We start from the raw sequence: 21776 nt of genomic DNA on the forward strand, positions 1-21776 counted from the left end.
TCGGTGTCTGTAACGGGCCGTCGGCCGGCAGCGCGGGCGGACGGACCCTGTGCGGGTCCTGCTGCGCGCGCGAACGACGGCGGGAGGGGGAACCTATTTCGAAGCGTGCGCGGCGTCAACCCGTTTCGGTAATGATCTATGAGATTTGCGTCACGTTATCGACACAAAATTTCATGACCGCGTTGCGTTCCACGCAATCGCCGGGATCGAACCGCCGCGCCGCGGCGATCTGATGGCGGAACCAGGTGAGCTGGCGCTTGGCGTAGTTCCGCGTCGCCTGCTGCGCCGTCGCCGTCGCCGCCTCCAGCGGCAGGTCACCGCGAAGATGCGCCAGCAGTTCCGGCACGCCCAGCGCCTTCATCGCCGGCAGGCCGGGATCGAGGCCCAGGGCGGCAAGCCGCCGCACCTCCTCCAGCGCCCCCGCCTCCAGCATGCGCAGGAAGCGCGCATCGCAGGCGGCATAGAGACGGTCGCGCGGCGGCTCGCAGACCAGCGTCAGGAAGCGCAGCCCCGGCGGCGGGGCCGCGCGCCCGGCCGTCTGCCAGTATCCCAGCGGCCGGCCGGTGGCGCGCAGCACCTCCCAGGCGCGCAGCACGCGGGTGGTGTCCCCCGGATGCAGGCGGGCGGCCCCGTCGGGGTCCTCCGCCGCCAGCCGGGCATGCAGGGCCGGGGTGCCGAGGGCGCGGTGCAGGGCCTGCGCCTCCGCCCGCACCGGCTCCGGCACCGGCGGGATGTCCGCCAGCCCCTCGGCCAGGGCGCGGAGATAGAGGCCGGTGCCGCCGACGACGACGGGCACCCGCCCGGCATCATGCGCGGCCGCGATCTCCGCCAGCGCCAGATCGCGCCAGCGCGCCGCGCTCATCCGCTCCGACGGCGGAACGATGCCGTAGAGCCGGTGCGGGACCCGCGCCTCCTCGGCCACGGAGGGGCGCGCCGTCAGCACCCGCAGCCCGTCATAGAGCTGCATGCTGTCGGCATTCACGACGGTGCCGGACAGCCGCCCGGCGAGGTCGAGCGCCAGGGCGGACTTGCCGCCGGCCGTGGGGCCGCCGATCAGGAGGACGGGTCGGGTCGCGGGCACGGGGATCGGTCCTGGGTCCGGTGCGGGAGCGGTGGAAGCGTCAAGCTGCCGCTCTTTATCACACCCCGGCGGTGACATGGGTCCGCTTCGGGCCGCGTTTGTACCCGGTCAGATCGCCGACGGGCGACGGTATCGGGGCGGAGCACGCATGCGGGATCTCAGGATCGACTTCTTCCGCGGACTCGCGTTGTGCGCCATCTTCCTGAACCATGTGCCCACGCCGGCGACGCTCCTGACCTGGCGGGCCTACGGGTTCTCGGATGCGGCGGATCTGTTCGTCTTCCTGGCGGGATTCAGTGCCTCGCTGGCCTGGTCGCAGGGGTTCCTGAAGGACGGGCTGTCCGCCTCGCTGAAGGCGGCCCGCCGGGCCTTCGTGCTCTACAAGGCGCATCTCTGCCTCGTCGCGGCCCTGCTGGCGGTGGCGCTGGTCACCGTGCGGCTGACGGGCGACGCGGCGGTGCTGGACTGGATGGCCCTGGAGCATCTGGCCCGCGACCCGGTGGACGGCTGGCTGCGGGTGGCGACCCTGAGCTATCTGCCGACCTATGGCGACATCCTGCCGATGTACGTGGTCTTCATCGGGGGGCTGGCGCTGCTGGGACCGCTGATCGTGCGCCAGCCGGCGGCGGCGCTGCTGCTGTCCGTGCTGCTCTGGCTGGTGGCGGGACGCTACGGGCTGGCCCCGGCCGGCCGGCCCGACGGCGAGGCCTGGTTCTTCAACCCCTTCTGCTGGCAGCTCCTGTTCGTGCTGGGTTTCGTGCTGGGCCAGCGGGCCCGCCGCGGCACGCCGCTGCCGCGCCATCCCCTGCTGGCCGCCGCCGCCGCGGCCATGGTGCTCTACGCCTTCCTGGCGGTGTCGCCCTGGCAGCGGTTCGGGTATGCGCCCGGATTCGTGCTGTTCGACCCGGACCTGCTGCCGCCGCACGGCAAGTCCATGCTGGAGATCGGGCGGCTGCTGCATTTCCTGGCCCTGGCCTATCTCTGCGCCTGGGCGATCCCGCCGCAGGCCCGCTGGCTGGGTCGCGGTCCGGCGGCGCTGTTCCTGCTGATGGGCCGGCACTCGCTGCCCGTCTTCTCCGTCGGCATCGTGCTGTCCACGGTCTGGACGGTGCTGGTGGTGACGACACCGACCACCCCGGGGCTGGAGATCGTCTTCGCCCTGTCGGGGCTGCCGATCCTGATCGCCGTCGCCCTGATGCAGGAGCTGGACGCGCGGCAGGCGGCGGAAGCGGCGCAGGCCGGTCCGGGGACAACAGGCCCGGGACCGGCACTCCCGACGCCCGCCGGCCAGAGGGTCACCGGCCGGGCGGCGGTGGCGTGACGGCGCTTTCGGCCATGGACTTTGCCCGGCAGGGACCGCATAACGGCGGCGCCCCCTCCTCCGGAGTAGCCGCGCATGACACATGTCCTGACCCTGGTCTCCTCCCCGACCGAGCCGGCGCTGGACGACGTCGCCGCCCGTGCCGCCCGCACGGCGTTGCAGGATCTGGGCGCCTCGGCCTCTCCGCCGGACTGGCTGGCGCCGGGCGTGGCCTGCGACATCGGCTTTGACGGGCTGGATGCCGACCAGGCCCAGGCGGCGGCCGCGCAGGCCCTGTCCGGCCTGCCGCTGGACGTCATCGCGCAGCCCGTGGAAGGCCGGCGCAAGGCCGTGCTGGTGGCGGACATGGAGTCCACCATCATCCGGCAGGAGATGCTGGACGAGCTGGGCGAGCTGGTCGGCGCACGCGACCGGATCGCCGCCATCACCCAGCGCGCCATGAACGGGGAGATCGACTTCCGCGGCGCCCTGCGCGAGCGGGTGGCGCTGCTGGCCGGCCTGCCCGCCGGCGTGCTGGCGGACATGATCGGCCGCATCACGCTGATGCCCGGAGCGGCAGCGCTGGTGACGACCCTGCACCGGAACGGCGTCTACTGTGCGCTGGTGTCGGGCGGTTTCAAGGTCTTCACCGACCATGTCCGCGACCTGCTGGGGTTCGACGAGGATCAGGCGAACGACCTGGAGGTGGCGGACGGCAAGCTGACCGGCCGGCCGGTCGAGCCGATCCTGGACAAGGACGCGAAGCTCCAGGCCCTGACCCGCGTCGCCACCGCCCGCCGGGTGCCGCTGTCCGCCACGCTGACGGTGGGCGACGGAGCGAACGACCTGCCGATGCTCCAGGCGTCGGGCCTGGGGATCGCCTTCCATGCCAAGCCCGCCGTGGCGGCACAGGCGCGCGCCCGGGTGGACCATGGCGACCTGACGGCGTTGCTGTTCGCCCAGGGCTACCGCTCGACGGAGATCGCCGGCCGCTGAGCCGCAGCGTGCCGCAAGGCCGCGGACAGAGTCCCGCAGGCCACGGACCGAAAGAAGGAAGGCCGCCGCCCCGGCAGGGACGGCGGCCTTTTCCATATCCGGCCCGGCGGCGCGGGCGGGGATCACTCCTCCGTCAGCGGAACCGCCTGGAAGACCAGCTCGCCGCGGCGCTCGATCAGCAGCAGCAGGGCCTTCTGGCCGGCGTCGCGGGCTTTCTTCACCCGGGCAACGACGTCGGCGGGCGACCCGACCTCTTCCTGGCTGACCTCGACGATCACGTCGCCGGCACGGAGCTGCTGGCGGACGGCCGCGGGGCTGTTCGGGGCCACCTGGGTGATGACCACGCCCTTCACGTCGTCGTCCAGTTCGAACTGGCGGCGCACCTCCGGCGAGATCGACGTGACGGCGATGCCGACGCCCTCGATCGTCTCCGGCTTGCCCGGCGCCGCGTCGCCCTGACCGGGGGCGTTGGCGAGCTGGACGTCCTGCGGCTGCAGCTCGCCCAGCACCACCTGCACCGTCTCGCGCTTGCCGCGGCGGATCAGCTCGACCGGGACCTTCTTGCCGACCGGCGTGTCGGCGACCATGCGGGGCAGCGAGCGGCTGTTCGTCACCTCCCGTCCGTCGAAGCTGAGAATGACGTCGCCCGGCTGCAGGCCGGCCTTCTCGGCGGGGCCGCCCGGATTGACCATGCCGACCAGCGCGCCCTTCGCCTCCGGCAGGCGCAGGGCCTCCGCCTCCTCCGGCGAGATGTTCTGGATCTGCACGCCCAGCCAGCCGCGGCGGACCTTGCCGGACTCGCGGAGCTGCGCGATCACGTTCTTCGCCATGGCGGACGGAATGGCGAAGCCGATGCCGATCGAGCCGCCGGTCTGTGAGAAGATGGCCGTGTTGATGCCGATCACGTCGCCCGACAGATTGACCAGCGGGCCGCCGGAATTGCCACGGTTGATCGAGGCATCGGTCTGAAGGAAGTCGTCGTAGCGGCCGGCCCCGATGTCGCGGGCACGGGCCGAGATGATGCCCGCCGTGACGGAGCCGCCCAGGCCGAACGGGTTGCCGATGGCGACGACCCAGTCACCGACGCGGATCTTCTCGCTGTCGCCCCAGCTCAGGGCGGGCAGCTTGCGGCCGGCGTCCACCTTCAGCAGCGCAAGGTCCGTCTCCTTGTCGACGCCGATGACCTCGGCCTTCAGCTCGGTCCCCTCCTGGTCGTGCAGGATCACACGGATCTCGTCGGCCCCGTCGATGACGTGGTTGTTCGTCACGACGTAGCCGGCCGGGTCGATGATGAAGCCGGAGCCGAGCGAGGTGGCGCGGCGCGGCGGCGTGTTCGGGTCCTGCTGCGGCTGCTGGCGGTCGAAGAAGTCCCGGAAGAACTCCTCGAAGGGGGAGCCGGGCGGGAACTCGGGCATCGGCACCGGCGAGCGGCCCCGGTTCTGCACCGTCTGCGTCGTCGAGACGTTGACCACGGCCGGCAGGATGCGTTCCGCCAGGGGAGCGAAGCTCTCAGGCGCCCCCCGCTGGGCCAGGGCCGGCGGTGCGGCGACCATCACCGCCGCGAGCGGCAGCAGAAGCAGCCAGGCGATCCAGCGGCGTGCCTGGACGCCCGCGCCGGCGGCATCGGGCCGGCCGGAACGGGAACGGACGGGTTGGGTCACGGGTAGGGTCACGTGGGTCTCCTTGGCACCTCGAAATGGCCGCACCGTCCCCGCGAACGGGCGCGGCCGCCCGGCATCCGGCTGTCCCGGCCGTGCCGGACGCCGCAGCGCGGACGCTAAATATAAGCTGCGACGGAATTGTGGCGAAGCTTTCCTTGACCGGCAGGGCAAAGAAATCAGCCGCGGATCACCCAGACGATCCCCACGCCCACCGTCATCGCCACCAGTCCCGCCAGCCGCAGATATCCCGCGGGCGTCTCCAGGGCGATGGCGGCCATCTCCTTCATGCCGTCGGGGGCGATGGCATAGAGCAGCCCTTCGATCACGAACACCAGTGCCAGGGCTGTCATCAGATCGGTCACGGGCAACCTCGACGGACGGAAGAGGGCTCGACGGGAAGGGGTCTGCCGCAAGAAAAAAGGCCGGACCGGATTTCCCCCGGTCCGGCCTTGCCGGTCAAGCGGTCAGGGCCGCCTGCGGCCGTGTGACTTACTGGGCTTTGCCCGCCGGGGCGGGCTCGGCGCGGGAGCGCTGGGACGCACCGTTGCCGAGCGCACCCATGCTGTCGAAGAAGCGGAAGAAGTCGCTGTCCGGAGACAGAACCAGTGAGGTGTTGTCCTGACGCAGCGCCTGCCGGTAGGCCTCCAGCGAGCGGTAGAACTGGTAGAACTCCGGATTCCGGGCGCCGGCGTCGGCCAGGATGCGGATCGCCTGGTTGTCCCCCTCACCGCGCAGCACCTGGGCGTCGCGCTGGGCCTCGGCCAGGATCACGGTGCGCTCGCGCTCCGCCCGCGAGCGGATCTGCTGCGCCTGCTCCTGGCCCTGGGCGCGGGCCTCGCGGGCCTCGCGCTCGCGTTCGGAGCGCATGCGCTCGAACACGGCCTGGGACGTGGCTTCCGGCAGGTCGGCCCGGCGGATGCGGACATCGACGATCTCGATGCCGAAACGCTGCGCCTCCTGGTTCACCTGGGTGCGGATGTCGGTCATGACGCGGGCGCGCTCCTCGGAGAGGACGGCGAGCAGCGTCACGTTGCCGAGCACGCGGCGCAGGGCGGAGTTGACCACCGCCGACAGCCGGGTCTCGGCGTTCGCCTCCGTCCCCACCGACTGGTAGAAGCGCAGCGGGTCGGCGATGCGGTAGCGGGCGAAGGCGTCAACCTCCAGCCGCTTCTGGTCGGCCAGGATGACCTGTTCCACCGGGGGGTCGATGTCGAGGACCCGGCGGTCGATCATCACCACGTTCTGGACGAACGGGACCTTCACGTTCAGCCCCGGCTTCTGCACCGTCCGCTTCCATTCACCGAACTGGAGCACCAGGGCCTGCTGCGTCTGATGGACGGTGAACAGGGAGGCACTGCCGACCACGGCCAGGATCAGGACGAGGACGCCGAGAATCACCAATCGCTTGCTCATCGGGCGTCCTCCTACTGGCGCGGTTGGGCCGGCTGCGTCTGACCGGGCTGGCGTTGCAGCAGCTCGTTCAGCGGCAGATAGGGCAGCACGCCCTGACCGCCCGACTTGCCGTCGATGATGATCTTGTTGGTCCCGGACATCACCTCCTGCATCGTCTCCAGATACATGCGGCGGGCGGTGACCTCCGGTGCCTTGGCGTAGGCCTCCAGCACCGAGATGAAGCGCTGCGCGTCACCCTGGGCCAGATTGACGACCTGCTCGCGGTAGGCCGAGGCCTCCTGGATCAGTCGTTCCGCCTCACCGCGGGCACGCGGGATGATGTCGTTGCGGTAGCCTTCGGCCTCGTTGCGCAGGCGCTCGCGGTCCTGCCGGGCGCGCTGCACGTCGTTGAAGGCGTCCACCACCGCCGAGGGCGGGTCCACCTTCTGGAGCTGCACCTGCGTGATCTCGATGCCGGACTGGTACTCGTCCAGCATGGCCTGGAGCAGGCCGAGGGTGGACGCCTCGATCTCCTGCCGCGCCTCGGTCAGGGCAGGCTGGATGTCGGTGCGGCCGATCACCTCGCGCATCGCGCTCTCGGCGGCCTTCTTCACGGTCGCTTCGGGGTCGCGGATGTTGAACAGGTAGGCCCCGGCGTCCTTGATGAACCAGAACACCGTGAAGTCGATGTCGATGATGTTCTCGTCGCCGGTGAGCATCAGGCTCTCATCGACCACGTCGCCACCGGCACGGCGGCCGTCCGCGACGGAGCGGTAGCCGATCTCGATCCGGTTCACGCGCGTGACCTTCGGCGTCAGCGCCGTCTCGATCGGCGCAGGGAAATGCCAGCGCAGGCCGGGCTGGTCGGTGCGGACGAACTCGCCGAAGCGGAGAACCACACCCTGCTCGTCCTGCTGCACCCGGTAGATGCCGCTCGCCACCCACAGCAGGGCGACGACGAAGATGGCCAGCGCGATGCCCTTGCCACTGCCGAAACCGCCCGGAACCATGCGCTTGAACCGATCCTGGCTCCTGCGCAGAAGGTCCTCCAGATCGGGACCCTGGGGATTGGAGCCACCGCCCCCGCCACCCGGACGCCCCCACGGGCTGTTCCCGCCGCCTCCCGGAGGCGGTCCCCACGGACCACCGCCACCACCACTTTGATTGTTCCAGGGCATGTCAGAAGACCCTTCGGTTCCATCGCTTTCCCGGCTCGGGCGCTTTCCCACGCCCCGCGGCCACCGTATATAGACGGGCGACGGCAGGGAAGGCCCTCGGTCGGGAGTGCCTGCCAATATTGGGAAGGGGTGGGAGTTTTCAACCATGGCCGAGGTCACCGAGGCACAAGTCCTGGCAGCGCTGGGCACGGTAAAAGACCCGGACCGGGGCACGGACATCGTCAGTCTCGGCATGATTTCGGGTCTGGCCATCAAGAATGGCAATGTGGGTTTCTCAATCGAGGTCGATCCGCGGCGCGGACCGGCGCTTGAGCCGCTGAGACAGGCCGCAGAAAAGGCCGTGGACAGGCTTGCGGGAGTACTTTCGGTGACCGCGGTGCTGACTGCGCACCGCCCCGCCCCGCAAATGCAGGCCGGAGCGCAGTCCGCCCCCGGACCCGGCGCCAACTCCGCTCCCCGTGCCGCCGGGCCGAAACCTGCGGTGCCGGGGGTGCGCGCCATCGTCGCGGTCGCCTCCGGCAAGGGGGGGGTGGGCAAATCCACCACCGCCGTCAATCTCGCACTCGCGCTGGCTGGCCGCGGGCTGCGCATCGGGCTTCTGGACGCGGACATCTACGGCCCGTCGCTGCCCCGCCTGATGGGGCTGTCGGGCCGCCCGCCCGCCCGCGACGGCCGCACGCTGGAGCCCCTGACGGGTCACGGCGTCAAGGTCATGTCGATCGGCTTCCTGGTGGCCGAGGACACGCCGATGATCTGGCGCGGCCCCATGGTGCAGAGCGCCATCCAGCAGATGCTGCGCGACGTGGCCTGGGGCGAGCTGGACGTTCTGGTCGTGGACATGCCGCCCGGCACCGGCGACGCCCAGCTCACGCTGGCGCAGCAGGTGCCGCTGGCGGGGGCGGTGATCGTCTCCACCCCGCAGGACATCGCCCTGCTGGACGCCCGCAAGGGGCTGAACATGTTCCGCCGGGTGGACGTGCCCGTGCTCGGCATCGTCGAGAACATGAGCTATTTCTGCTGCCCGAACTGCGGCCACCGCTCCGACATCTTCGGCCATGGCGGCGCCCGCGCCGAAGCCGGGCGGCTGGGGGTGGACTTCCTGGGCGAGATCCCGCTGGACATCGCCATCCGGGAGACCAGCGACGGCGGCACCCCGATCGTCGCCACCGACCCCGACGGCGCGCACGCCCGGGCCTACCGCGCCATCGCGGAGACGGTCTGGCAGAAGATCTCCGGCGAGGGCGGACGCCGCGCGGCGCCGCGCATCGTCATCGAGTGAGCCGGCGCCGGCACGGCTTCTGCCCACGCGGACCGTCCCCGCCCGGAAGGGGTGCGGCGCATTGCTGCGCTGCGTTCAGGTTTTACGATTATTCCTTTCTCCGGATAGCGCATTTTGGTACGAAAGATGCGCAATCCGCCCGAGGCTCCCGATCATGGCCCAGAGCAACCCGATCCTCGTCGCCTATGCGTTCCGTAACGGCGCGCATTCCTTCCGCACCGACGATCCCCGCACGGGGGAGATCGCGGTGGCCCACGGGGTGCCGGAGATCGCCTATGAACAGGTCACCCGCACCCTGACGGAACGGGTGTCCGGCACGCTGGGCCACACCGCCCAGGCGCGCCCTGCCCTGCCCTTCAAGGAATTCTGGACATGGTTGCAGATGAATCCCATCGCGGCCATGCCCAATGCCCCCTGCCACGTGGAGTTCGCGTGGGAGATCCGGGGCTGACGCCCGCCCGTCTGCGGGGCGGCGTCGCGCCGGATAGTTTCGACTGTCCTGGTCAGAGCAACCTCGCAACGCCCGGACCCGGCAAGGGTCCGGGCGTTCTTTTGGCGCCACCGCGTCTCAGCGCAGGGCCTGCTCCAGATCGGCCAGCAGGTCGTCCACCTCCTCCACGCCGACGGACAGGCGGACCATGCCGTCGTCGATGCCCAGCGCCGCCCGCTGGTCGGCGGGGATGGAGGCGTGGGTCATGATCGCCGGGTGCTCGATCAGGCTCTCGACCCCGCCCAGGCTCTCGGCCAGGGCGAACAGTTCGGTCCGCTCCAGCATGCGCCGGGCCGGCTCCAGCCCGCCCTTCAGATGGATGGTGACCATGCCGCCGCCGGCCGCCATCTGCCGCCGCGCCAGCTCGTGCTGCGGATGGCTGGGCAGGAACGGGTAGCGCACACGCGCCACGGCCGGGTGCCGCTCCAGCCATTCCGCCACGACCAGGGCGTTCTGGCAGTGCCGCTCCATGCGCAGGGCCAGCGTCTTCAGCCCGCGCAGGGCGAGGAAGCTGTCGAACGGCCCCTGGATGGCGCCGACGGCGTTCTGCAGGAAGCCCAGCCGGTCGGACAGCTCGCCCGCCTCCCGCACCACCACCAGACCGCCGACCATGTCGGAATGGCCGTTCAGGTACTTGGTGGCCGAGTGGGTGACGATGTCGAAGCCCAGTTCCAGCGGGCGCTGCACCCACGGGCTGGCGAAGGTGTTGTCGCAGACCGTGATGAGGCCGCGGCGCCGGCCGAGCTGGGCCAGCGCCTCCAGGTCGGCCAGCTTCAGCAGCGGGTTCGTCGGCGTCTCGACCCAGATCATGCGCGTCTCGGGCCGGATCGCCGCCTCCACGGCGGCGAGGTCGGCGACGTCCACGAAGCTGAAGGACAGCCCGGCCGTGCGCTTGCGCACCCGCTCGAACAGCCGGTAGCTGCCGCCATAGATGTCGTCGGTGGCGACGACATGGCTGCCGCTGTCGAGCAGTTCCAGCACCGTCGCCTCGCCCGCGAGGCCGGAGGCGAAGGCGAAGCCGCGGTGGCCGCTCTCCAGGTCGGCGACGCAGCGCTCATAGGCGAAGCGGGTCGGGTTCTGGCTGCGGCTGTACTCGAACCCCTTGTGGACGCCCGGGCTTTCCTGGACGTAGGTCGAGGTCTGGTAGATCGGCACCATGATGGCGCCGGTGGCGGGGTCGGGCTCCTGCCCGGCATGGATCGCGCGGGTGGAGAAGCCGTGGCGGTTCGGGCGGTCGGTCATGCGTGGGTCCTCGGACTCAGGGGGCTCTCGTGCCGGATCGGGGCTCTCAGCCCATCTGCCGGCGCAGATGGTTCAGCAGATCCATCCGCGTCAGCAGGCCGAGGAAACGGCCGTCCTGCATGATGATGGCGACCAGGTTGCGCTCGAACAGCGGCGTCAGGGCGGCGATCGGCGCCGTCGCGGGCAGCGTCTCCAGCCGGTTGACCATGGCGGTATAGACCTTGTCCTTGAAGCGGACGGGGTCCTTCTCGACATGCAGCAGCAGGTCGGATTCGTCCAGGATGCCGATGACGCGCTCCCCCTCCATCACCGGAAGCTGGGAGACGTCGCTGATCCGCATGCGCTTGTAGGCGGTCAGCAGCGTGTCCTGGGGCGAGACGGTGACCACCTGTCCCTTGTCGTGGCGGCGGGTCATCAGATCGCGCAGGTCGCCGTGCTTCTCCAGCGGCAGGAAGCCCTGGTCGGCCATCCAGGCGTCGTTGAACATCTTCGACAGGTACTTGTTGCCCGTATCGCAGACGAAGGTGACGACGCGCTGGCGGGTGGTCTGGTCGCGGCAGTACTTCAGGGCACCGGCCAGCAGCGTGCCGCTGGAAGAGCCGCCCAGGATGCCCTCCCGCCGCAGCAGGTCGCGCGCCGCCGTCAGGCTCTCCGCGTCGGAGACGTAGTAGGCGGCCTTGGCATAGCGCAGGTCGCAGTTGGGCGGCACGAAGTCCTCGCCCACACCCTCGACGACCCAGCTTCCCGGTTCCTCGTGCGTGCCCTTGTTCACCAGATCGGCGATGATGGAGCCGGCCGGGTCGGCGATGACCATCTTCGTCTTCGGGCTGGCCTTGGCGAAGAAGGCGCCCAGCCCCGTCATGGTGCCGCCGGAGCCGACGCCGACGACCACGGCATCCACGTCGCCGTCCATCTGGCGCAGCAGTTCCGGCCCGGTCCATTCCTCATGGGCGCGGGGATTCGCCGGGTTGGCGAACTGGTTCATGTAGACGCTGCCGGGGATGTCGGCGGCAAGGCGCTCGGCGATGTCCTGGTAGTAGTCGGGATGGCCCTTGCCCACGTCGGAGCGGGTGATGTGGATCTCCGCCCCCAGGGCGCGCAGGTGGTTGATCTTCTCCACCGCCATCTTGTCGGGGATGACCAGGATCAGCCGGTAGCCCTTGGCGGCGCAGACCAGCGCCAGCCCCAGGCCGGTGTTGCCGGCGGTCGCCTCGATCACCGTGCCGCCGGGCTTCAGGCGGCCTTCGGCCTCGGCGGCCTCGATCATCTTCAGCCCGATGCGGTCCTTGATGGAGCCGCCGGGATTCTGGTTCTCCAGCTTCAGATACAGTTCGCAGGGGCCGGTATCGAAGGTGCTGACACGGATGACCGGCGTCCCGCCGATCATGGACAGGATCGCCGGTGCTTTGGCGGCGGACAGGGTGTCCGGCATGGGGTCTCTCCTCCCGGGGGCTGGCGCCGGGCCCGTGGCCGGGTCCCGTCACGCCTTGTCGCCGTCAGGAAAACGCATCCCGGGGCCGGGCGGCAACCGCCATGGCGGGCGCGGAATCAAGCTGCCGCGGGCGCCGTTCCGGGGAAATTTTCGGGCGGGACGGGCCGTCCGTCGGCATCGATCCAACCCTGCCGGTGCAGCGCCTCCAGATTGGCGGCGAAATTTTCGGCGCAGAAGGGGCGCTGCCACCCCTCCATCCAGTTCTGCTCCAGGAAGGCGAGGATGGCGGGCTGGCCCAGTTCCACCTCCCAGAGGATGCCGATGAGGCTGGCCAGCGCCTCCTCCTCGATCTGGCTCTCGCGGTCCACGGCCAGGGCGGCGTCCGCCTCTGCCCTCCGGCCCGATTCCGGGCCGGCGCCGAGGCCGAAGTCGATCACGCCGCGCCGCTCCGGCGGGGCGACGATCCAGTGCCCCACCTCATGCACGATCACCGCCGCCTCGGAGCGGGTGCGGATCGCCTGCCCGTCGTAGCTCCAGGCCGCCTGCGGCGCCTCGTCGATGGTGCCGATGCCGAAGCGGCGCGCGAGATCGACCGCCGCCGCCCGGTGCGCCGGCGTATCGACGCCCAGCGGGATCAGGTCGGCCGTAGCGGCGATGCGGTCGAACACGGACCGCGCCAGGGTGCCGGGCGTCAGGTTCACCCGCACGGCCTCGATGGCCCGGGGCAGGTCGCTGTCGGGGATGGGGGTGAGCTGCATGGGATCGGTTCGTCGGAAGGGTCAGCGTTTCCGGTCCAGCCGCAGGATGCGGTAGGCGGGGCTGTCGGGGCCGGCAGCGTCCGCCCGCTCCAGCTCCGTCTGCATCCAGGCGCCACGGTCGAAGGGCGGGAACAGCACGTCGCCCGCCGGCTCGGCCAGGACCTCGGTGAGATAGAGGCGGTCCGCCATGCGCAGCGCCTCGGCGAACAGGCTCTCGCCGCCGATGACGCAGACCTCCGGGGCCCCCGTGCGGGCGGCGACGCTGCGCGCCTCCGCGATGGCGCCCAGGAAGCCGTGGCAGACGATCGCCCCTTCCGGCGCGAAGCCGGTGTCGCGCGTCAGCACGATGTTGCAGCGGCCGGGCAGCGGCTTCGCACCGATGCTCTCCCAGGTGCGGCGGCCCATCACCACGGGCTTGCCCATCGTCGTGCGCTTGAAGAAGCGGAGATCGCCCGGCAGCCGCCAGGGCAGCGTGTTGCCCCGGCCGATCACGCCGTTGCGGGCGACGGCGGCGACCAGGACCAGCCGCGGCGTCTCAAGCGGGGCGCTCCCGCTGCGGGCACCCGACGCGCACTCGACCCCGGCACCTGACATGCTTCCCGTCCGCTCCACCCGGCCGGCTCCGGGCCGGCATCATCGACGGGGGAGAATGCCGCGCACGCCACCGGGGCTCAAGACCCGGTTGCGGGAGGCCGGGGCGCGGGCGACGCGGGGCGGGACGGTCGCGGACGGGGAGAAGGCGGGCCGCCGGGGCGTGGTCGGCGGCCCGCCCGCACGGGCCGGGGCTCAGGACGGCGAGGCTTCGCCGGACAGAGGCGGCACGTACACCGGGACGGGCCAGAGCGCACCATCCTGCCCGCTGCGGAACTCGACCACGGTGCCGTCGTCCAGCGTCGCCTCCCACTGGCCGTCATGGCTGCGGTGGCGTCGGCCATAGGCCGACTGGAGCGCGCACATCAGATGCCCCTCGTCGTAGCGGTCGGGAAAGAAGACGCTCTCCCCCTGCTGCGTCGTCCCGCCATGGCGGTAGAGCACCGTGCCCTTGTAGACGCCGGTATGGTCCGGAGCGCCGGTGATCCGCATCAGCCGGGCGTAGGCCGGCGCCGGATCGCTTCCCTTCGGCCGCGCGACGAAGCCCTGGGCGTGGCCGCCTGCCCGCACGCCACGGTAGAGCCAGCCCTTGCTGATCGGCGGCACATGTTCCCCGGCGACGAGACTCTCCTGGATGTAGTGGTGCGGCGAATGCGGGGCGGGCGGGACGATGAGATCCGCCCCAGCCGCTTTGTACGAGTCCGGCACACCGGCCCCCGGCATGGGCGGCGGATTCAGCCCCGCGCCGACGGTCAGCAGGGGGCCGGGCGGCCCCGGCGGGCCGGCGGGTCCCTGCGGGCCGGGGATTCCCTGCGGTCCCTGCGGCCCCTGGGGGCCAGGGATTCCCTGCGGACCGGGCAGTCCCTGGGGACCCTGGGGACCTTCCGGACCCGGCGGTCCCATCGGGCCTTCAGGACCCTGGGGGCCGCCCGGACCCTGTGGCCCGCCGGGACCCTGGGGGCCTTCGCCGCCCGGCGGTCCGGAGGGGCCGGGATCGCCCGGCGGACCCGGAGGCCCCGGAGGACCGGGAGGGCCCGGCGGCCCCGGCGGGCCGGAGGGCCCGGGCCTGGCGCCCTGGGGCGTCCCGATCTGGATGACACCATGCACAGAAGCCTTGTCGCTCATCTTGCTTCTCCTTCCGAAACCAGCAGGGAGACCGGGATCACCCGGAAGGGCACGCCGACCCGCGGGCGGGCGGCGCGCACGGAACGGTCATCCCCGGCCTTCCAGGCCGGCGGTCCGTTGCCCAGAACCACCGGCCGCAAGTCCAGAAAAGATAACAGAAAATATCCGCTACGCAACTTTGAAGTATTTGATTGTATTGAGTGTTCTCTCAATAGGAGAAATCCTGTCGGATCAACATGAAGATTGAAAACAATCGAAAATTCTCGAAAGCCGGCCCGGGGGCGCCCGACGGATGCGGTCAGCGTCGGACCTCCTGCTGCTCCTCCAGCTCCTGCACGCGCAGCACCAGCTTCGCCACCAGGGCCCGCAGGCGGCGGTTCTCCTCCTCCAGCCCGCGCAGACGCTGGTCACGTTCCGGCGGCGCATCGCCATAGCGTTCGCGCCAGCGGTAATAGGTGGCTTCGGCAATGCCGAAGCGTTTGATGACGTCGGCGACCGCCGACCCCTGCTCGACCGCCTTGACCACTTGGCGCCTCAGTTCGTCGCTGTACCGTTTGCGCACCATCAAGACTCTCCCGAGCATGACCCTGTCCGGGCTCGGACAGGGACTCCCACCGGAAAAAACGGCCGGCCCCACGGCGCGCTGTGCGCCCGCAGCGGAAGCCGGCACTCAAGGTTAGGGACGCTGTCGGGACACCTCTCTGCCGGCCGGACACTGCGGCGTTGCCGCGGCCCTGCCGGTGCCGGGATTCCGCGGCACCCGTCGCCCGCGGCCCGGCCAAGTTTCCCCCCTGCCCTGTTCTTTCTGCTGCCGTTCATGGCGGCGTTCCCTGCCGCGCCCGGATCAGCCTCCCCCCGGAGGCGGTGGAGGCGGAGGCGGAGGCGGAGGAGGTGGTGCCGGCGGTGCGGGCGGTGGCGCCGGAGGTGGCGGTGGCGGCGGCGCCGGCGGTGCGGGCGGCGGTGCCGGCGGTGGCGGTGGCGCCGGAGGTGGTGGCGGGGCGGGCGGCGGCGGCTGCGGGGTGGTGGGGTTCAGGATCACGTTGTAGATCCGCTGCAACTGGTCGGCGGTCATCGCCAGGTTGCCCTGGTTCTGCTGCACCGCCTGCAACGCCTTCTCCGGATTCGTCTCCGCCAGCACGTTCATCGCCTTGGTGGCGATGGCGTTGTTGATCGTCAGCATCGTCTGCTGCTGCGCGACGATGTTCTGCATCGCCATGCCCAGGGCCTGGGCGAGGACGGTGTAGAGGGCCGAGGTCGCCTCCGCCGGGGCCGGCCCCAGCACCATCGCGTTCAGGGGGCTGAGCGGCGCGCCGTCCAACGTCGTCTGGGCCTGGGCCTGGGGTTGGGGCTGCGGAGCCGGGGCGGCACCATAGCCGTAACCGTAGCCGGGAGGGTTCAAGGGTCCGTTTGCCATGGCGGTCAGGCTCCTTCGTCCGGGGTCACGGCTTCAGCGACCGCAGCAGCGCGCGCAGGCTGTCCGTCGCCGCCGCCGTCTGGTTGCCGGAGAAGACCTCGTTGGTGCCCCTTACGCCCGCGGCAAGATCGCTGCCGAAGATCATGCCGATGGCATCCACCGTGACGCCGAGGCCGATGGTGGAACCGTTCTTCTGGTAGGCGACCGCGTTCTGCATGCCCAGCCCCAGCGACTGGGACAGGGTCAGGTAGTTGGTCGCCAGTGCGTGCGCAGGCGCTATGCCGGTATTGACGACGTTGGCCTGCGCGACCGCGTCGGTGATCTGTCCATTCATTGCCGTGGTGTCGGCCATCGCCAGTCTCCTTCAGATGGATGGCGGAACGAGCCGCCGGTCAGCCCTTCTTCATGGCGGCGACGGCCGTCAGCGCGGCGATGAGCTCGGCCAGGCCGTTACCGCTGAAGACCTCGGTGGTGCCGCGGGCACCCGCCGCGACCGGCGTGCTGTAGAGCAGGCTGGTGCCCTGGGTGGTGACGGCGGTGTCGATCATCGCCATGGAGCGCTGGCGCGCGACGGCGTTCTGCATCGACAGTCCGATGGACTGGGCCATCACCTGATAAAGGGTCGCCATGGCCTGCGCCGGAGCGGCGGCCAGAATGGTGACGTTCGCCTGGCTTACGGCATCGGTGATCTGTCCGTTGACGAGGGTTGGGTATGCCATTATCGTTCACGCCCTGTGTGATGGTTGGCTTCAGGCCGGCCGACGGCAGTGCAAGTGCCGACGGCCGGCCTTTTCGTGTCCGGACCCGGTCAGCGGATGCCGACCCGGTCCGCGATCAGCCCAGGGACGGGCGCCCGGCGGGCGCCGACCGATCAGCCGAACGCCTGGACGGTGGACTTGAGCTGCGCGATCAGCTCGGCCAGGGAGTTGCCCGAGAAGATCTCGTTCGTGCCGCGGGCGCCGGCGGCGACCGGCAGGCTGTAGAGCAGGTTCACGCCCTGGGTCGTCACGGCCGTGTCGATCGTCGACATGTTCTGCTGATTGGCGACCGCGTTCTGCATGGACAGACCGACGGTCTGGGCCATGACCTGGTAGACGGACGCGATGGCCTGGGCCGGGGCGTCGCCGAGGACCTTCACGTTGGCCTGGGTGACGGCGTCGGTGATCTGGCCGTTGACGAGGGTGGGATCAGCCATGGTTCAGCTCCTGTGTGTGCATGGTTGGATGAAGGCTCTCTGAGAGCGGGAGCGAGAGCCCTTACGCGTGACTGCGTGGAATGACGGTTCCGTCGAGAGGGTCCTTTCGAGAGCCGTCATCCGACACTACCGGCCGACCGGAGGTCTGCCGGGTTCCGGGATCACGGACCGCGACCGGGGATCGGGGCCGGGACCTTGGTCGCCTGGAGCACGGACTTGAGCTGGGCGAGCATCTCGGCCGTCGCATTGCCCGAGAAGATCGCGTTCGTGCCGCGGGCACCGGCCGCCACCGGCATGCTGTAGAGCAGGTTCACGGCCTGGGTCGTGACCGCGGTCGTGATCGTGCTCTTGTTCTGCTGGTTGCTGGTGGCGTTCTGCATCGACAGGCCGGTGGACTGGGCGGCGGCCTGGTACACGCTGGAGAGGGCCTGGGCGGGCGCGTCGCCCAGGACCTTGACGTTGGCCTGGGTCACCGCATCGGTGATCTGGCCGTTCACGAGGGTGGTGTTTGCCATTCTCAACTCCCTGGAGGTTCAACGCGACCGACTTACCGCCCCGGAACCTGATCGGTGCGGGTGAGCGACTGGACCATCGAGCGGAGATCGCGGATCGCCGAGACGAGCTCCTGCTGCACCAGCATCGCGTTGACGGCCCGGGTGTCCGCGGCGGTCGGGATGCTGGCGATCAGGGCCACGCATTGGGAGGTGAGAGCCGTGCCGATCGCATTCATGTGCTGCTGATTGGCGACAGCATTCTGCATGGAGAGCGCGAGAGACTGCGCCATCGCCTGGTAGAGTGCCCCCGTGGCGTGCGCAGGTGCCGCCCCGAGGACCTGCACCTGTGCCTGGGTGACCGCATCCGTGACCAGGCCGTTAGCGAGCGTCGTTTCCGCCATGCTTCTTCCGTTCCCTTTGCGTGTCCGCGGCCGATCGGGGATCGGGTCGCTACGCATCCGGGAAGACGCGGGCAGGCGGGCTTTGTGAAACGCGGACGTGCGGAAACGGCGCCGACGGGCGGACCGCGGGCGTCGCAGGACAGGGCGGGGAGGATCGGATCCGGGCCGAACACGGAAATCCGGCCGGGGCAGTCCCCCCGGCCGGTTCCCCGTCCCCCTCGGGCTACTTGCCCAGGGTCGCCAGGAAGGCCTTCAGCGCAGCTGCGATGGCGATGGCGATCGTCTCGATCGACTGCCCGGCGTTGGACGCGCTGAGCGAGGCCGTCTCGACCGTTCCGACCAGGGCGCTGCCGTTGCCGAGCGCGGTCGAGACCTGGCTCGTGGCATTGCCCTGGGCGGTCGCCACCTGGCTGGCCGCCGTGCCCTGGGCGGCGGCGACCTGACTGGCGCCGTTGCCCTGGGCCGCGGTCACCTGGCTGACGCTCTCACCGACGGCCGAGGAGACCGAGGCGAGCGCCTCGCTGTTGGCGGTGGCGACGGAGTTGATGCCGTTGCCGAGCGCCGTGGTGAGGCTGGTGACCGCGTTGGTGTTCGCCAGCATCTGGCTGTTGTAGGCCTCCGTCGTCACCAGCGCCGCCTTCTGCGCCAGATTGTTGTTGTAGGCGGCGTTGAGCATGGCGATGCCGGAGGAGGTCGCGGCGAACTGGTAGACCAGTCCGGACGCGAAGGCAGGAACGTCGGCCAGGTTCTTCAGGTTCGCCTGGGCGACTGACGTCGTTATGTCGTCAGGCATGGTCGGTCCTCCCTCGCCGCATCAACCCTGGAGATCGAAGTCGAACTCGACCTTGCCGTTGATCGGCCTGGAGAAGCGGGCGAGGAAGGCATTCAGCATCTCGCCGGCGGACGGGCCGGAGCCGCCGCCCCCGCCGCGCGGGCCGGGCTTGCCCTCCATGATCATGGTCACGGCCCGGTCCACGGTGGGGGAACCCATGATGTGGTCGATCGCGCGCGCCGTGACCGCGGTCTGCGCCGTCCAGTTCTGCTGCTGCTGGTTCACCGAGTTCAGCAGCGCCTGGGACAGGCCCATGCTGTTGGTCAGCAGAAGCGTCCCCATGGCATAGGCCTGGGCGTCCCCCATCCCGAAGGATGCCGAAGGGAAGGTGCTGTTGGTGATGTAGATCGGGCTTGTCTCGAACGGGCCGGTGTTGTCCATGGCTGTTCCCTAACCTTGAGTTATTTTGGGTACATATTTGCTACCATGGTATTTTTGTCTTAACAATATGAAGTAATCGGTGAAGAAATTTCTCATTATTTGCTTTCACAACCTGCGTTTTGACAAACCTGCTCGCATTCTGACACTCACTCTTTCGATGGCTCTCACCTTCCCGTCACTTGGCGTTACCCCGTATGGATATTTCCGTTCAGCCAATCGTCCGGCATCCGTTGAAATGTCCGCAGTATGGCAGACGATCCCAGGGGAATTGCCGCCGATAGCGAAAAATCCAGGCGCCACTTTCTACCCAAGCGGATTTTTTTTCTCCTGTTCCGTATCCGCACAATAGTGATTCAGAGCACCCCGATCACCGCCGCAAGACGCACAGGGATTTCGGACGCACTAGAACCTTCCTTGATCTCTGACGAGTCGTGAAAAACCACACTCTCCTCGCGCTTCACGACTCTCGTTCAAAAACGTCGTCCGGTATGGCAGGTAGCTCTCGCTGCCGTTCGCCTGAAAAGAGATTACGTATGATATTGTCTTGACGGGAGGTGCTCGTGACTCATCACGCAGCGCGCGGGGGACGACCGCCTCTGGTTTCGACCCTGGATGTGCAATACGGCCGCAACTGTTCCGTCAGAGAGGAACCTCTCCGCCCAGGGCTTTACCGGAATGTCACTTTTCCCCAGATCAGCAGAATCAGGCCTACGCCCTGCCAGAACCATTTTTTGAATATCTGGCAGCATAATCGCGCATATCTGCGGGCGCTCGCCTATCGCTGGCTGGCCGGAAACGCGGCCGATGTCGAAGACGCGATGTCCGATGTTTTCTGCAAGGCCAGCAGGGCCTTCGACCAGGCGCAGGTCGGGATCGCCAACGAGCGGGCGTGGCTGTCCCGGCTGCTGCACAACACCTGCATGGACGCACATCGGCGGCGGCGGGCGACGGAACAGGTGATCGCCCCCGCCTTCGAGGACAGCGACGAGACCGACGCCGCGGCCGAACTGGGCGAGACGGCGTCGCCGGAAGACGAGCTGCTGAACCTGGAGCTGCGCCGCGTGCTGCAAGGCGCGCTGGCCGACCTGCCGGAATCGCTGCGCGGTCCGGCCGTGATGCGGCTGGTGGAGGACGAGCCGTATGAGAGGATCGCGGCCGCCTACAACATCAGTCTTGCGAACGCCCGCAAACGCATCCAACTGGCCCGGGCCGCGCTGCGCTCGCAGCTCACCGGCTATCTGACCGCCGGGGAAGCCCCCCGTGCCGCAGCGGACGCCGCCGCCCCCCAGCCGCCCGGCACCGCCGCGGCTCCCGTGGCTCCCGTGGGGCCGGCGGTAACGCCGACACCCTCGGCCGGCGCCGCCCTGGCGGCGGCACGGGCCGCCATGGCCGCTGCCGCATCGGCCCCGCCTCCCCCGCCGCCCGCCCGTCCGGCGGCGCCGGCCCCGGACGGGGCCGCGGCACCGCGGCGGCGCGGCGTGCTGACGATCCGCTTCACCATCGCCTGAGTCACCATCGCCCGAGGATGACCGCCGGCCCCGGGAGCGGGGCCGGCAGGAACATCAGACCGCGACCTCGGCCCGGATGTGGGGATGCGGGTCGTAGCCTTCGATGGCGAAATCCTCGAAGCGGTAGCCGAACAGGCTCTCCGGCCGGCGCCGGATGACCAGCCGCGGCAGCGGCCGCGGCTCGCGGCCGAGCTGCTGGCGCGCCTGCTCGACATGGTTCAGGTAGAGATGGACGTCGGCTCCCGTCCAGACCAGCTCGCCCGGCTCCAGGTCGCACTGCTGCGCCAGCATGTGGATCAGCAGCGCCGCCTCGCAGAGATTCCAGGGCAGGCCCAGCAGGGTGTCGGCGCTGCGCTGGTAGAGGATGCCGGACAGCCGCCCGTCCGCCACGAAATACTGGTAGGTCATGTGGCAGGGCGGCAGGGCCATGCGCTCCAGTTCGCCCACGTTCCAGCCGGTGAACAGCAGCCGGCGGCTGGTCGGGTTGCCGCGGATGCCGTCCACAAGCTGGGCGATCTGGTCCACCACCCGGCCGTCCGCCGTCTCCCAGGCCCGCCACTGCTTGCCGTAGACGGGACCCAGGTCGCCCCAGCGGGCGGCGAAGGCATCGTCCTCCAGCACCCGGCGCTCGAACGTCTCCTGGTCGATCGACTCGCCCGTCTCCCGCCGGTAACGGGCCAGCGGCCAGTCGGTCCAGATGCGCACGCCGTTCTGCAGCAGGGGCCGCAGCCGGGTATCACCGGAGAGGAACCAGAGCAGTTCGTGGATCGCCGCCTTGTAGAAGATCCGTTTCGTCGTCAGCAGCGGGAATCCCCGGGACAGGTCGAAACGCATCTGCCGCCCGAACAGGGCCAGGGTGCCCACGCCGGTGCGGTCCTCCCGCCGAGCGCCTCGCTCCAGCAGGTCCCGCAGCAGGTCGAGATACTGGGTTTCCGGATGCGGCGGGACGGCGGATGGAACCATGATGGGTCGGACCTCCAGGGAGCGCGCTGGCCTGATGAGGGCCGGACTATGCCATAGAACTCC

At 69.8% G+C, this 21776-nt stretch carries 25 protein-coding genes; 5 read left to right on the plus strand and 20 right to left on the minus strand.

Annotated features, from left to right (window positions below; all coding sequences use genetic code 11):
* Nucleotides 1-136: 136 nt before the first annotated feature.
* A complete protein-coding gene (miaA, locus tag RC1_RS09485; RefSeq protein WP_012567156.1) occupies nt 137-1081 on the minus strand; it encodes a tRNA (adenosine(37)-N6)-dimethylallyltransferase MiaA in 945 nt (314 codons plus the stop codon).
* Between the two features lie 148 nt (nt 1082-1229).
* Between miaA and RC1_RS09490 the strand changes: the two genes are divergently transcribed.
* Nucleotides 1230-2402: an OpgC family protein gene (locus RC1_RS09490; RefSeq protein WP_012567157.1), complete on the plus strand. Its 1173-nt coding sequence runs from the start codon at nt 1230-1232 to the stop codon at nt 2400-2402.
* Nucleotides 2403-2477: 75 nt separating this feature from the next.
* The gene (serB, locus tag RC1_RS09495; protein ID WP_012567158.1) at nt 2478-3377 is read left to right on the plus strand and encodes a phosphoserine phosphatase SerB; all 900 of its coding nucleotides are present in this window, start codon (nt 2478-2480) and stop codon (nt 3375-3377) included.
* 122 nt (nt 3378-3499) lie between these two features.
* On the opposite strand, the gene RC1_RS09500 is transcribed toward serB, so the two are convergent.
* The 4 genes from RC1_RS09500 to hflK form a co-directional block, all read right to left on the minus strand.
* Nucleotides 3500-5050: a DegQ family serine endoprotease gene (locus RC1_RS09500; RefSeq protein ID WP_012567159.1), complete on the minus strand. Its 1551-nt coding sequence runs from the start codon at nt 5048-5050 to the stop codon at nt 3500-3502.
* A 164-nt stretch (nt 5051-5214) separates the two neighbouring features.
* The gene (locus RC1_RS09505) at nt 5215-5400 is read right to left on the minus strand and encodes a DUF2065 domain-containing protein (protein WP_012567160.1); all 186 of its coding nucleotides are present in this window, start codon (nt 5398-5400) and stop codon (nt 5215-5217) included.
* A 127-nt stretch (nt 5401-5527) separates the two neighbouring features.
* Nucleotides 5528-6451, minus strand: coding sequence for a protease modulator HflC (gene hflC / locus RC1_RS09510; protein WP_012567161.1), 924 nt, complete (start codon nt 6449-6451; stop codon nt 5528-5530).
* 11 nt (nt 6452-6462) lie between these two features.
* On the minus strand, nt 6463-7608 hold the full coding sequence (gene hflK / locus RC1_RS09515; RefSeq protein WP_012567162.1) for an FtsH protease activity modulator HflK: 1146 nt from the start codon (nt 7606-7608) through the stop codon (nt 6463-6465).
* Nucleotides 7609-7753: 145 nt separating this feature from the next.
* Here hflK and apbC point away from each other — a divergent pair, with 145 nt between their 5' ends.
* Nucleotides 7754-8887 (plus strand): iron-sulfur cluster carrier protein ApbC, encoded by a 1134-nt coding sequence (gene apbC / locus RC1_RS09520; protein ID WP_012567163.1) that lies wholly within the window; start codon nt 7754-7756, stop codon nt 8885-8887.
* Nucleotides 8888-9041: 154 nt separating this feature from the next.
* A complete protein-coding gene (locus RC1_RS09525) occupies nt 9042-9338 on the plus strand; it encodes a hypothetical protein (RefSeq protein ID WP_012567164.1) in 297 nt (98 codons plus the stop codon).
* A gap of 117 nt (nt 9339-9455) precedes the next feature.
* Here RC1_RS09525 and RC1_RS09530 read toward each other — a convergent pair whose 3' ends face one another.
* The 14 genes from RC1_RS09530 to RC1_RS09600 form a co-directional block, all read right to left on the minus strand.
* Nucleotides 9456-10619, minus strand: coding sequence for a cystathionine gamma-synthase (locus RC1_RS09530; protein ID WP_012567165.1), 1164 nt, complete (start codon nt 10617-10619; stop codon nt 9456-9458).
* 46 nt (nt 10620-10665) lie between these two features.
* Complete coding sequence (locus RC1_RS09535) at nt 10666-12051, minus strand: pyridoxal-phosphate dependent enzyme (RefSeq protein ID WP_012567166.1); 1386 nt, start codon at nt 12049-12051, stop codon at nt 10666-10668.
* A 116-nt stretch (nt 12052-12167) separates the two neighbouring features.
* The gene (locus RC1_RS09540; protein ID WP_012567167.1) at nt 12168-12809 is read right to left on the minus strand and encodes an elongation factor P hydroxylase; all 642 of its coding nucleotides are present in this window, start codon (nt 12807-12809) and stop codon (nt 12168-12170) included.
* 21 nt (nt 12810-12830) lie between these two features.
* Complete coding sequence (locus tag RC1_RS09545; RefSeq protein ID WP_012567168.1) at nt 12831-13403, minus strand: dihydrofolate reductase; 573 nt, start codon at nt 13401-13403, stop codon at nt 12831-12833.
* Nucleotides 13404-13595: 192 nt separating this feature from the next.
* Nucleotides 13596-14123: an EndoU domain-containing protein gene (locus RC1_RS20765; RefSeq protein ID WP_041785279.1), complete on the minus strand. Its 528-nt coding sequence runs from the start codon at nt 14121-14123 to the stop codon at nt 13596-13598.
* Between the two features lie 700 nt (nt 14124-14823).
* Complete coding sequence (locus RC1_RS09560) at nt 14824-15090, minus strand: transposase (RefSeq protein ID WP_012567171.1); 267 nt, start codon at nt 15088-15090, stop codon at nt 14824-14826.
* Nucleotides 15091-15369: 279 nt separating this feature from the next.
* Nucleotides 15370-15939 (minus strand): RebB family R body protein, encoded by a 570-nt coding sequence (locus tag RC1_RS20770; protein ID WP_083759288.1) that lies wholly within the window; start codon nt 15937-15939, stop codon nt 15370-15372.
* A 25-nt stretch (nt 15940-15964) separates the two neighbouring features.
* Nucleotides 15965-16273, minus strand: coding sequence for a RebB family R body protein (locus RC1_RS09570; RefSeq protein WP_234703853.1), 309 nt, complete (start codon nt 16271-16273; stop codon nt 15965-15967).
* 58 nt (nt 16274-16331) lie between these two features.
* Nucleotides 16332-16658 carry a RebB family R body protein gene (locus RC1_RS09575; RefSeq protein ID WP_012567174.1) on the minus strand — a complete coding sequence of 109 codons (327 nt, stop codon included), beginning with the start codon at nt 16656-16658 and terminating at the stop codon, nt 16332-16334.
* 152 nt (nt 16659-16810) lie between these two features.
* Nucleotides 16811-17134, minus strand: coding sequence for a RebB family R body protein (locus RC1_RS09580; RefSeq protein ID WP_012567175.1), 324 nt, complete (start codon nt 17132-17134; stop codon nt 16811-16813).
* A gap of 161 nt (nt 17135-17295) precedes the next feature.
* Nucleotides 17296-17649, minus strand: coding sequence for a RebB family R body protein (locus tag RC1_RS09585; RefSeq protein ID WP_012567176.1), 354 nt, complete (start codon nt 17647-17649; stop codon nt 17296-17298).
* A gap of 32 nt (nt 17650-17681) precedes the next feature.
* Nucleotides 17682-18029, minus strand: coding sequence for a RebB family R body protein (locus tag RC1_RS20775; RefSeq protein WP_012567177.1), 348 nt, complete (start codon nt 18027-18029; stop codon nt 17682-17684).
* 223 nt (nt 18030-18252) lie between these two features.
* A complete protein-coding gene (locus RC1_RS09595; protein WP_012567178.1) occupies nt 18253-18822 on the minus strand; it encodes a RebB family R body protein in 570 nt (189 codons plus the stop codon).
* Nucleotides 18823-18843: 21 nt separating this feature from the next.
* Nucleotides 18844-19242 (minus strand): RebB family R body protein, encoded by a 399-nt coding sequence (locus RC1_RS09600; protein WP_012567179.1) that lies wholly within the window; start codon nt 19240-19242, stop codon nt 18844-18846.
* 614 nt (nt 19243-19856) lie between these two features.
* On the opposite strand from RC1_RS09600, the gene RC1_RS20065 reads away from it, so the two are divergent.
* Nucleotides 19857-20750, plus strand: coding sequence for an RNA polymerase sigma factor (locus RC1_RS20065; RefSeq protein WP_234703879.1), 894 nt, complete (start codon nt 19857-19859; stop codon nt 20748-20750).
* 54 nt (nt 20751-20804) lie between these two features.
* Here the strand turns inward: RC1_RS20065 and thyA are convergent, their stop codons facing one another.
* Nucleotides 20805-21713: a thymidylate synthase gene (thyA, locus tag RC1_RS09610; protein WP_012567181.1), complete on the minus strand. Its 909-nt coding sequence runs from the start codon at nt 21711-21713 to the stop codon at nt 20805-20807.
* Nucleotides 21714-21776: the final 63 nt, after the last annotated feature.

This window comes from Rhodospirillum centenum SW (genome assembly GCF_000016185.1).
Classification (GTDB): Bacteria; Pseudomonadota; Alphaproteobacteria; order Azospirillales; family Azospirillaceae; genus Rhodocista; species Rhodocista centena.

Coding starts and splice junctions, on each gene's coding strand:
- RC1_RS09490 (WP_012567157.1), top strand. CDS start 1,230: ATGCGGGATCTCAGGATCGACTTCTTCCGCGGACTCGCGTTGTGCGCC.
- serB (WP_012567158.1), top strand. CDS start 2,478: ATGACACATGTCCTGACCCTGGTCTCCTCCCCGACCGAGCCGGCGCTG.
- hflC (WP_012567161.1), bottom strand. CDS start 6,451: ATGAGCAAGCGATTGGTGATTCTCGGCGTCCTCGTCCTGATCCTGGCC.
- hflK (WP_012567162.1), bottom strand. CDS start 7,608: ATGCCCTGGAACAATCAAAGTGGTGGTGGCGGTGGTCCGTGGGGACCG.
- apbC (WP_012567163.1), top strand. CDS start 7,754: ATGGCCGAGGTCACCGAGGCACAAGTCCTGGCAGCGCTGGGCACGGTA.
- RC1_RS09525 (WP_012567164.1), top strand. CDS start 9,042: ATGGCCCAGAGCAACCCGATCCTCGTCGCCTATGCGTTCCGTAACGGC.
- RC1_RS09530 (WP_012567165.1), bottom strand. CDS start 10,619: ATGACCGACCGCCCGAACCGCCACGGCTTCTCCACCCGCGCGATCCAT.
- RC1_RS09535 (WP_012567166.1), bottom strand. CDS start 12,051: ATGCCGGACACCCTGTCCGCCGCCAAAGCACCGGCGATCCTGTCCATG.
- RC1_RS09540 (WP_012567167.1), bottom strand. CDS start 12,809: ATGCAGCTCACCCCCATCCCCGACAGCGACCTGCCCCGGGCCATCGAG.
- RC1_RS09545 (WP_012567168.1), bottom strand. CDS start 13,403: ATGTCAGGTGCCGGGGTCGAGTGCGCGTCGGGTGCCCGCAGCGGGAGC.
- RC1_RS20765 (WP_041785279.1), bottom strand. CDS start 14,123: ATGCCGGGGGCCGGTGTGCCGGACTCGTACAAAGCGGCTGGGGCGGAT.
- RC1_RS09560 (WP_012567171.1), bottom strand. CDS start 15,090: ATGGTGCGCAAACGGTACAGCGACGAACTGAGGCGCCAAGTGGTCAAG.
- RC1_RS20770 (WP_083759288.1), bottom strand. CDS start 15,939: ATGGCAAACGGACCCTTGAACCCTCCCGGCTACGGTTACGGCTATGGT.
- RC1_RS09570 (WP_234703853.1), bottom strand. CDS start 16,273: ATGAATGGACAGATCACCGACGCGGTCGCGCAGGCCAACGTCGTCAAT.
- RC1_RS09575 (WP_012567174.1), bottom strand. CDS start 16,658: ATGGCATACCCAACCCTCGTCAACGGACAGATCACCGATGCCGTAAGC.
- RC1_RS09580 (WP_012567175.1), bottom strand. CDS start 17,134: ATGGCTGATCCCACCCTCGTCAACGGCCAGATCACCGACGCCGTCACC.
- RC1_RS09585 (WP_012567176.1), bottom strand. CDS start 17,649: ATGGCAAACACCACCCTCGTGAACGGCCAGATCACCGATGCGGTGACC.
- RC1_RS20775 (WP_012567177.1), bottom strand. CDS start 18,029: ATGGCGGAAACGACGCTCGCTAACGGCCTGGTCACGGATGCGGTCACC.
- RC1_RS09595 (WP_012567178.1), bottom strand. CDS start 18,822: ATGCCTGACGACATAACGACGTCAGTCGCCCAGGCGAACCTGAAGAAC.
- RC1_RS09600 (WP_012567179.1), bottom strand. CDS start 19,242: ATGGACAACACCGGCCCGTTCGAGACAAGCCCGATCTACATCACCAAC.
- thyA (WP_012567181.1), bottom strand. CDS start 21,713: ATGGTTCCATCCGCCGTCCCGCCGCATCCGGAAACCCAGTATCTCGAC.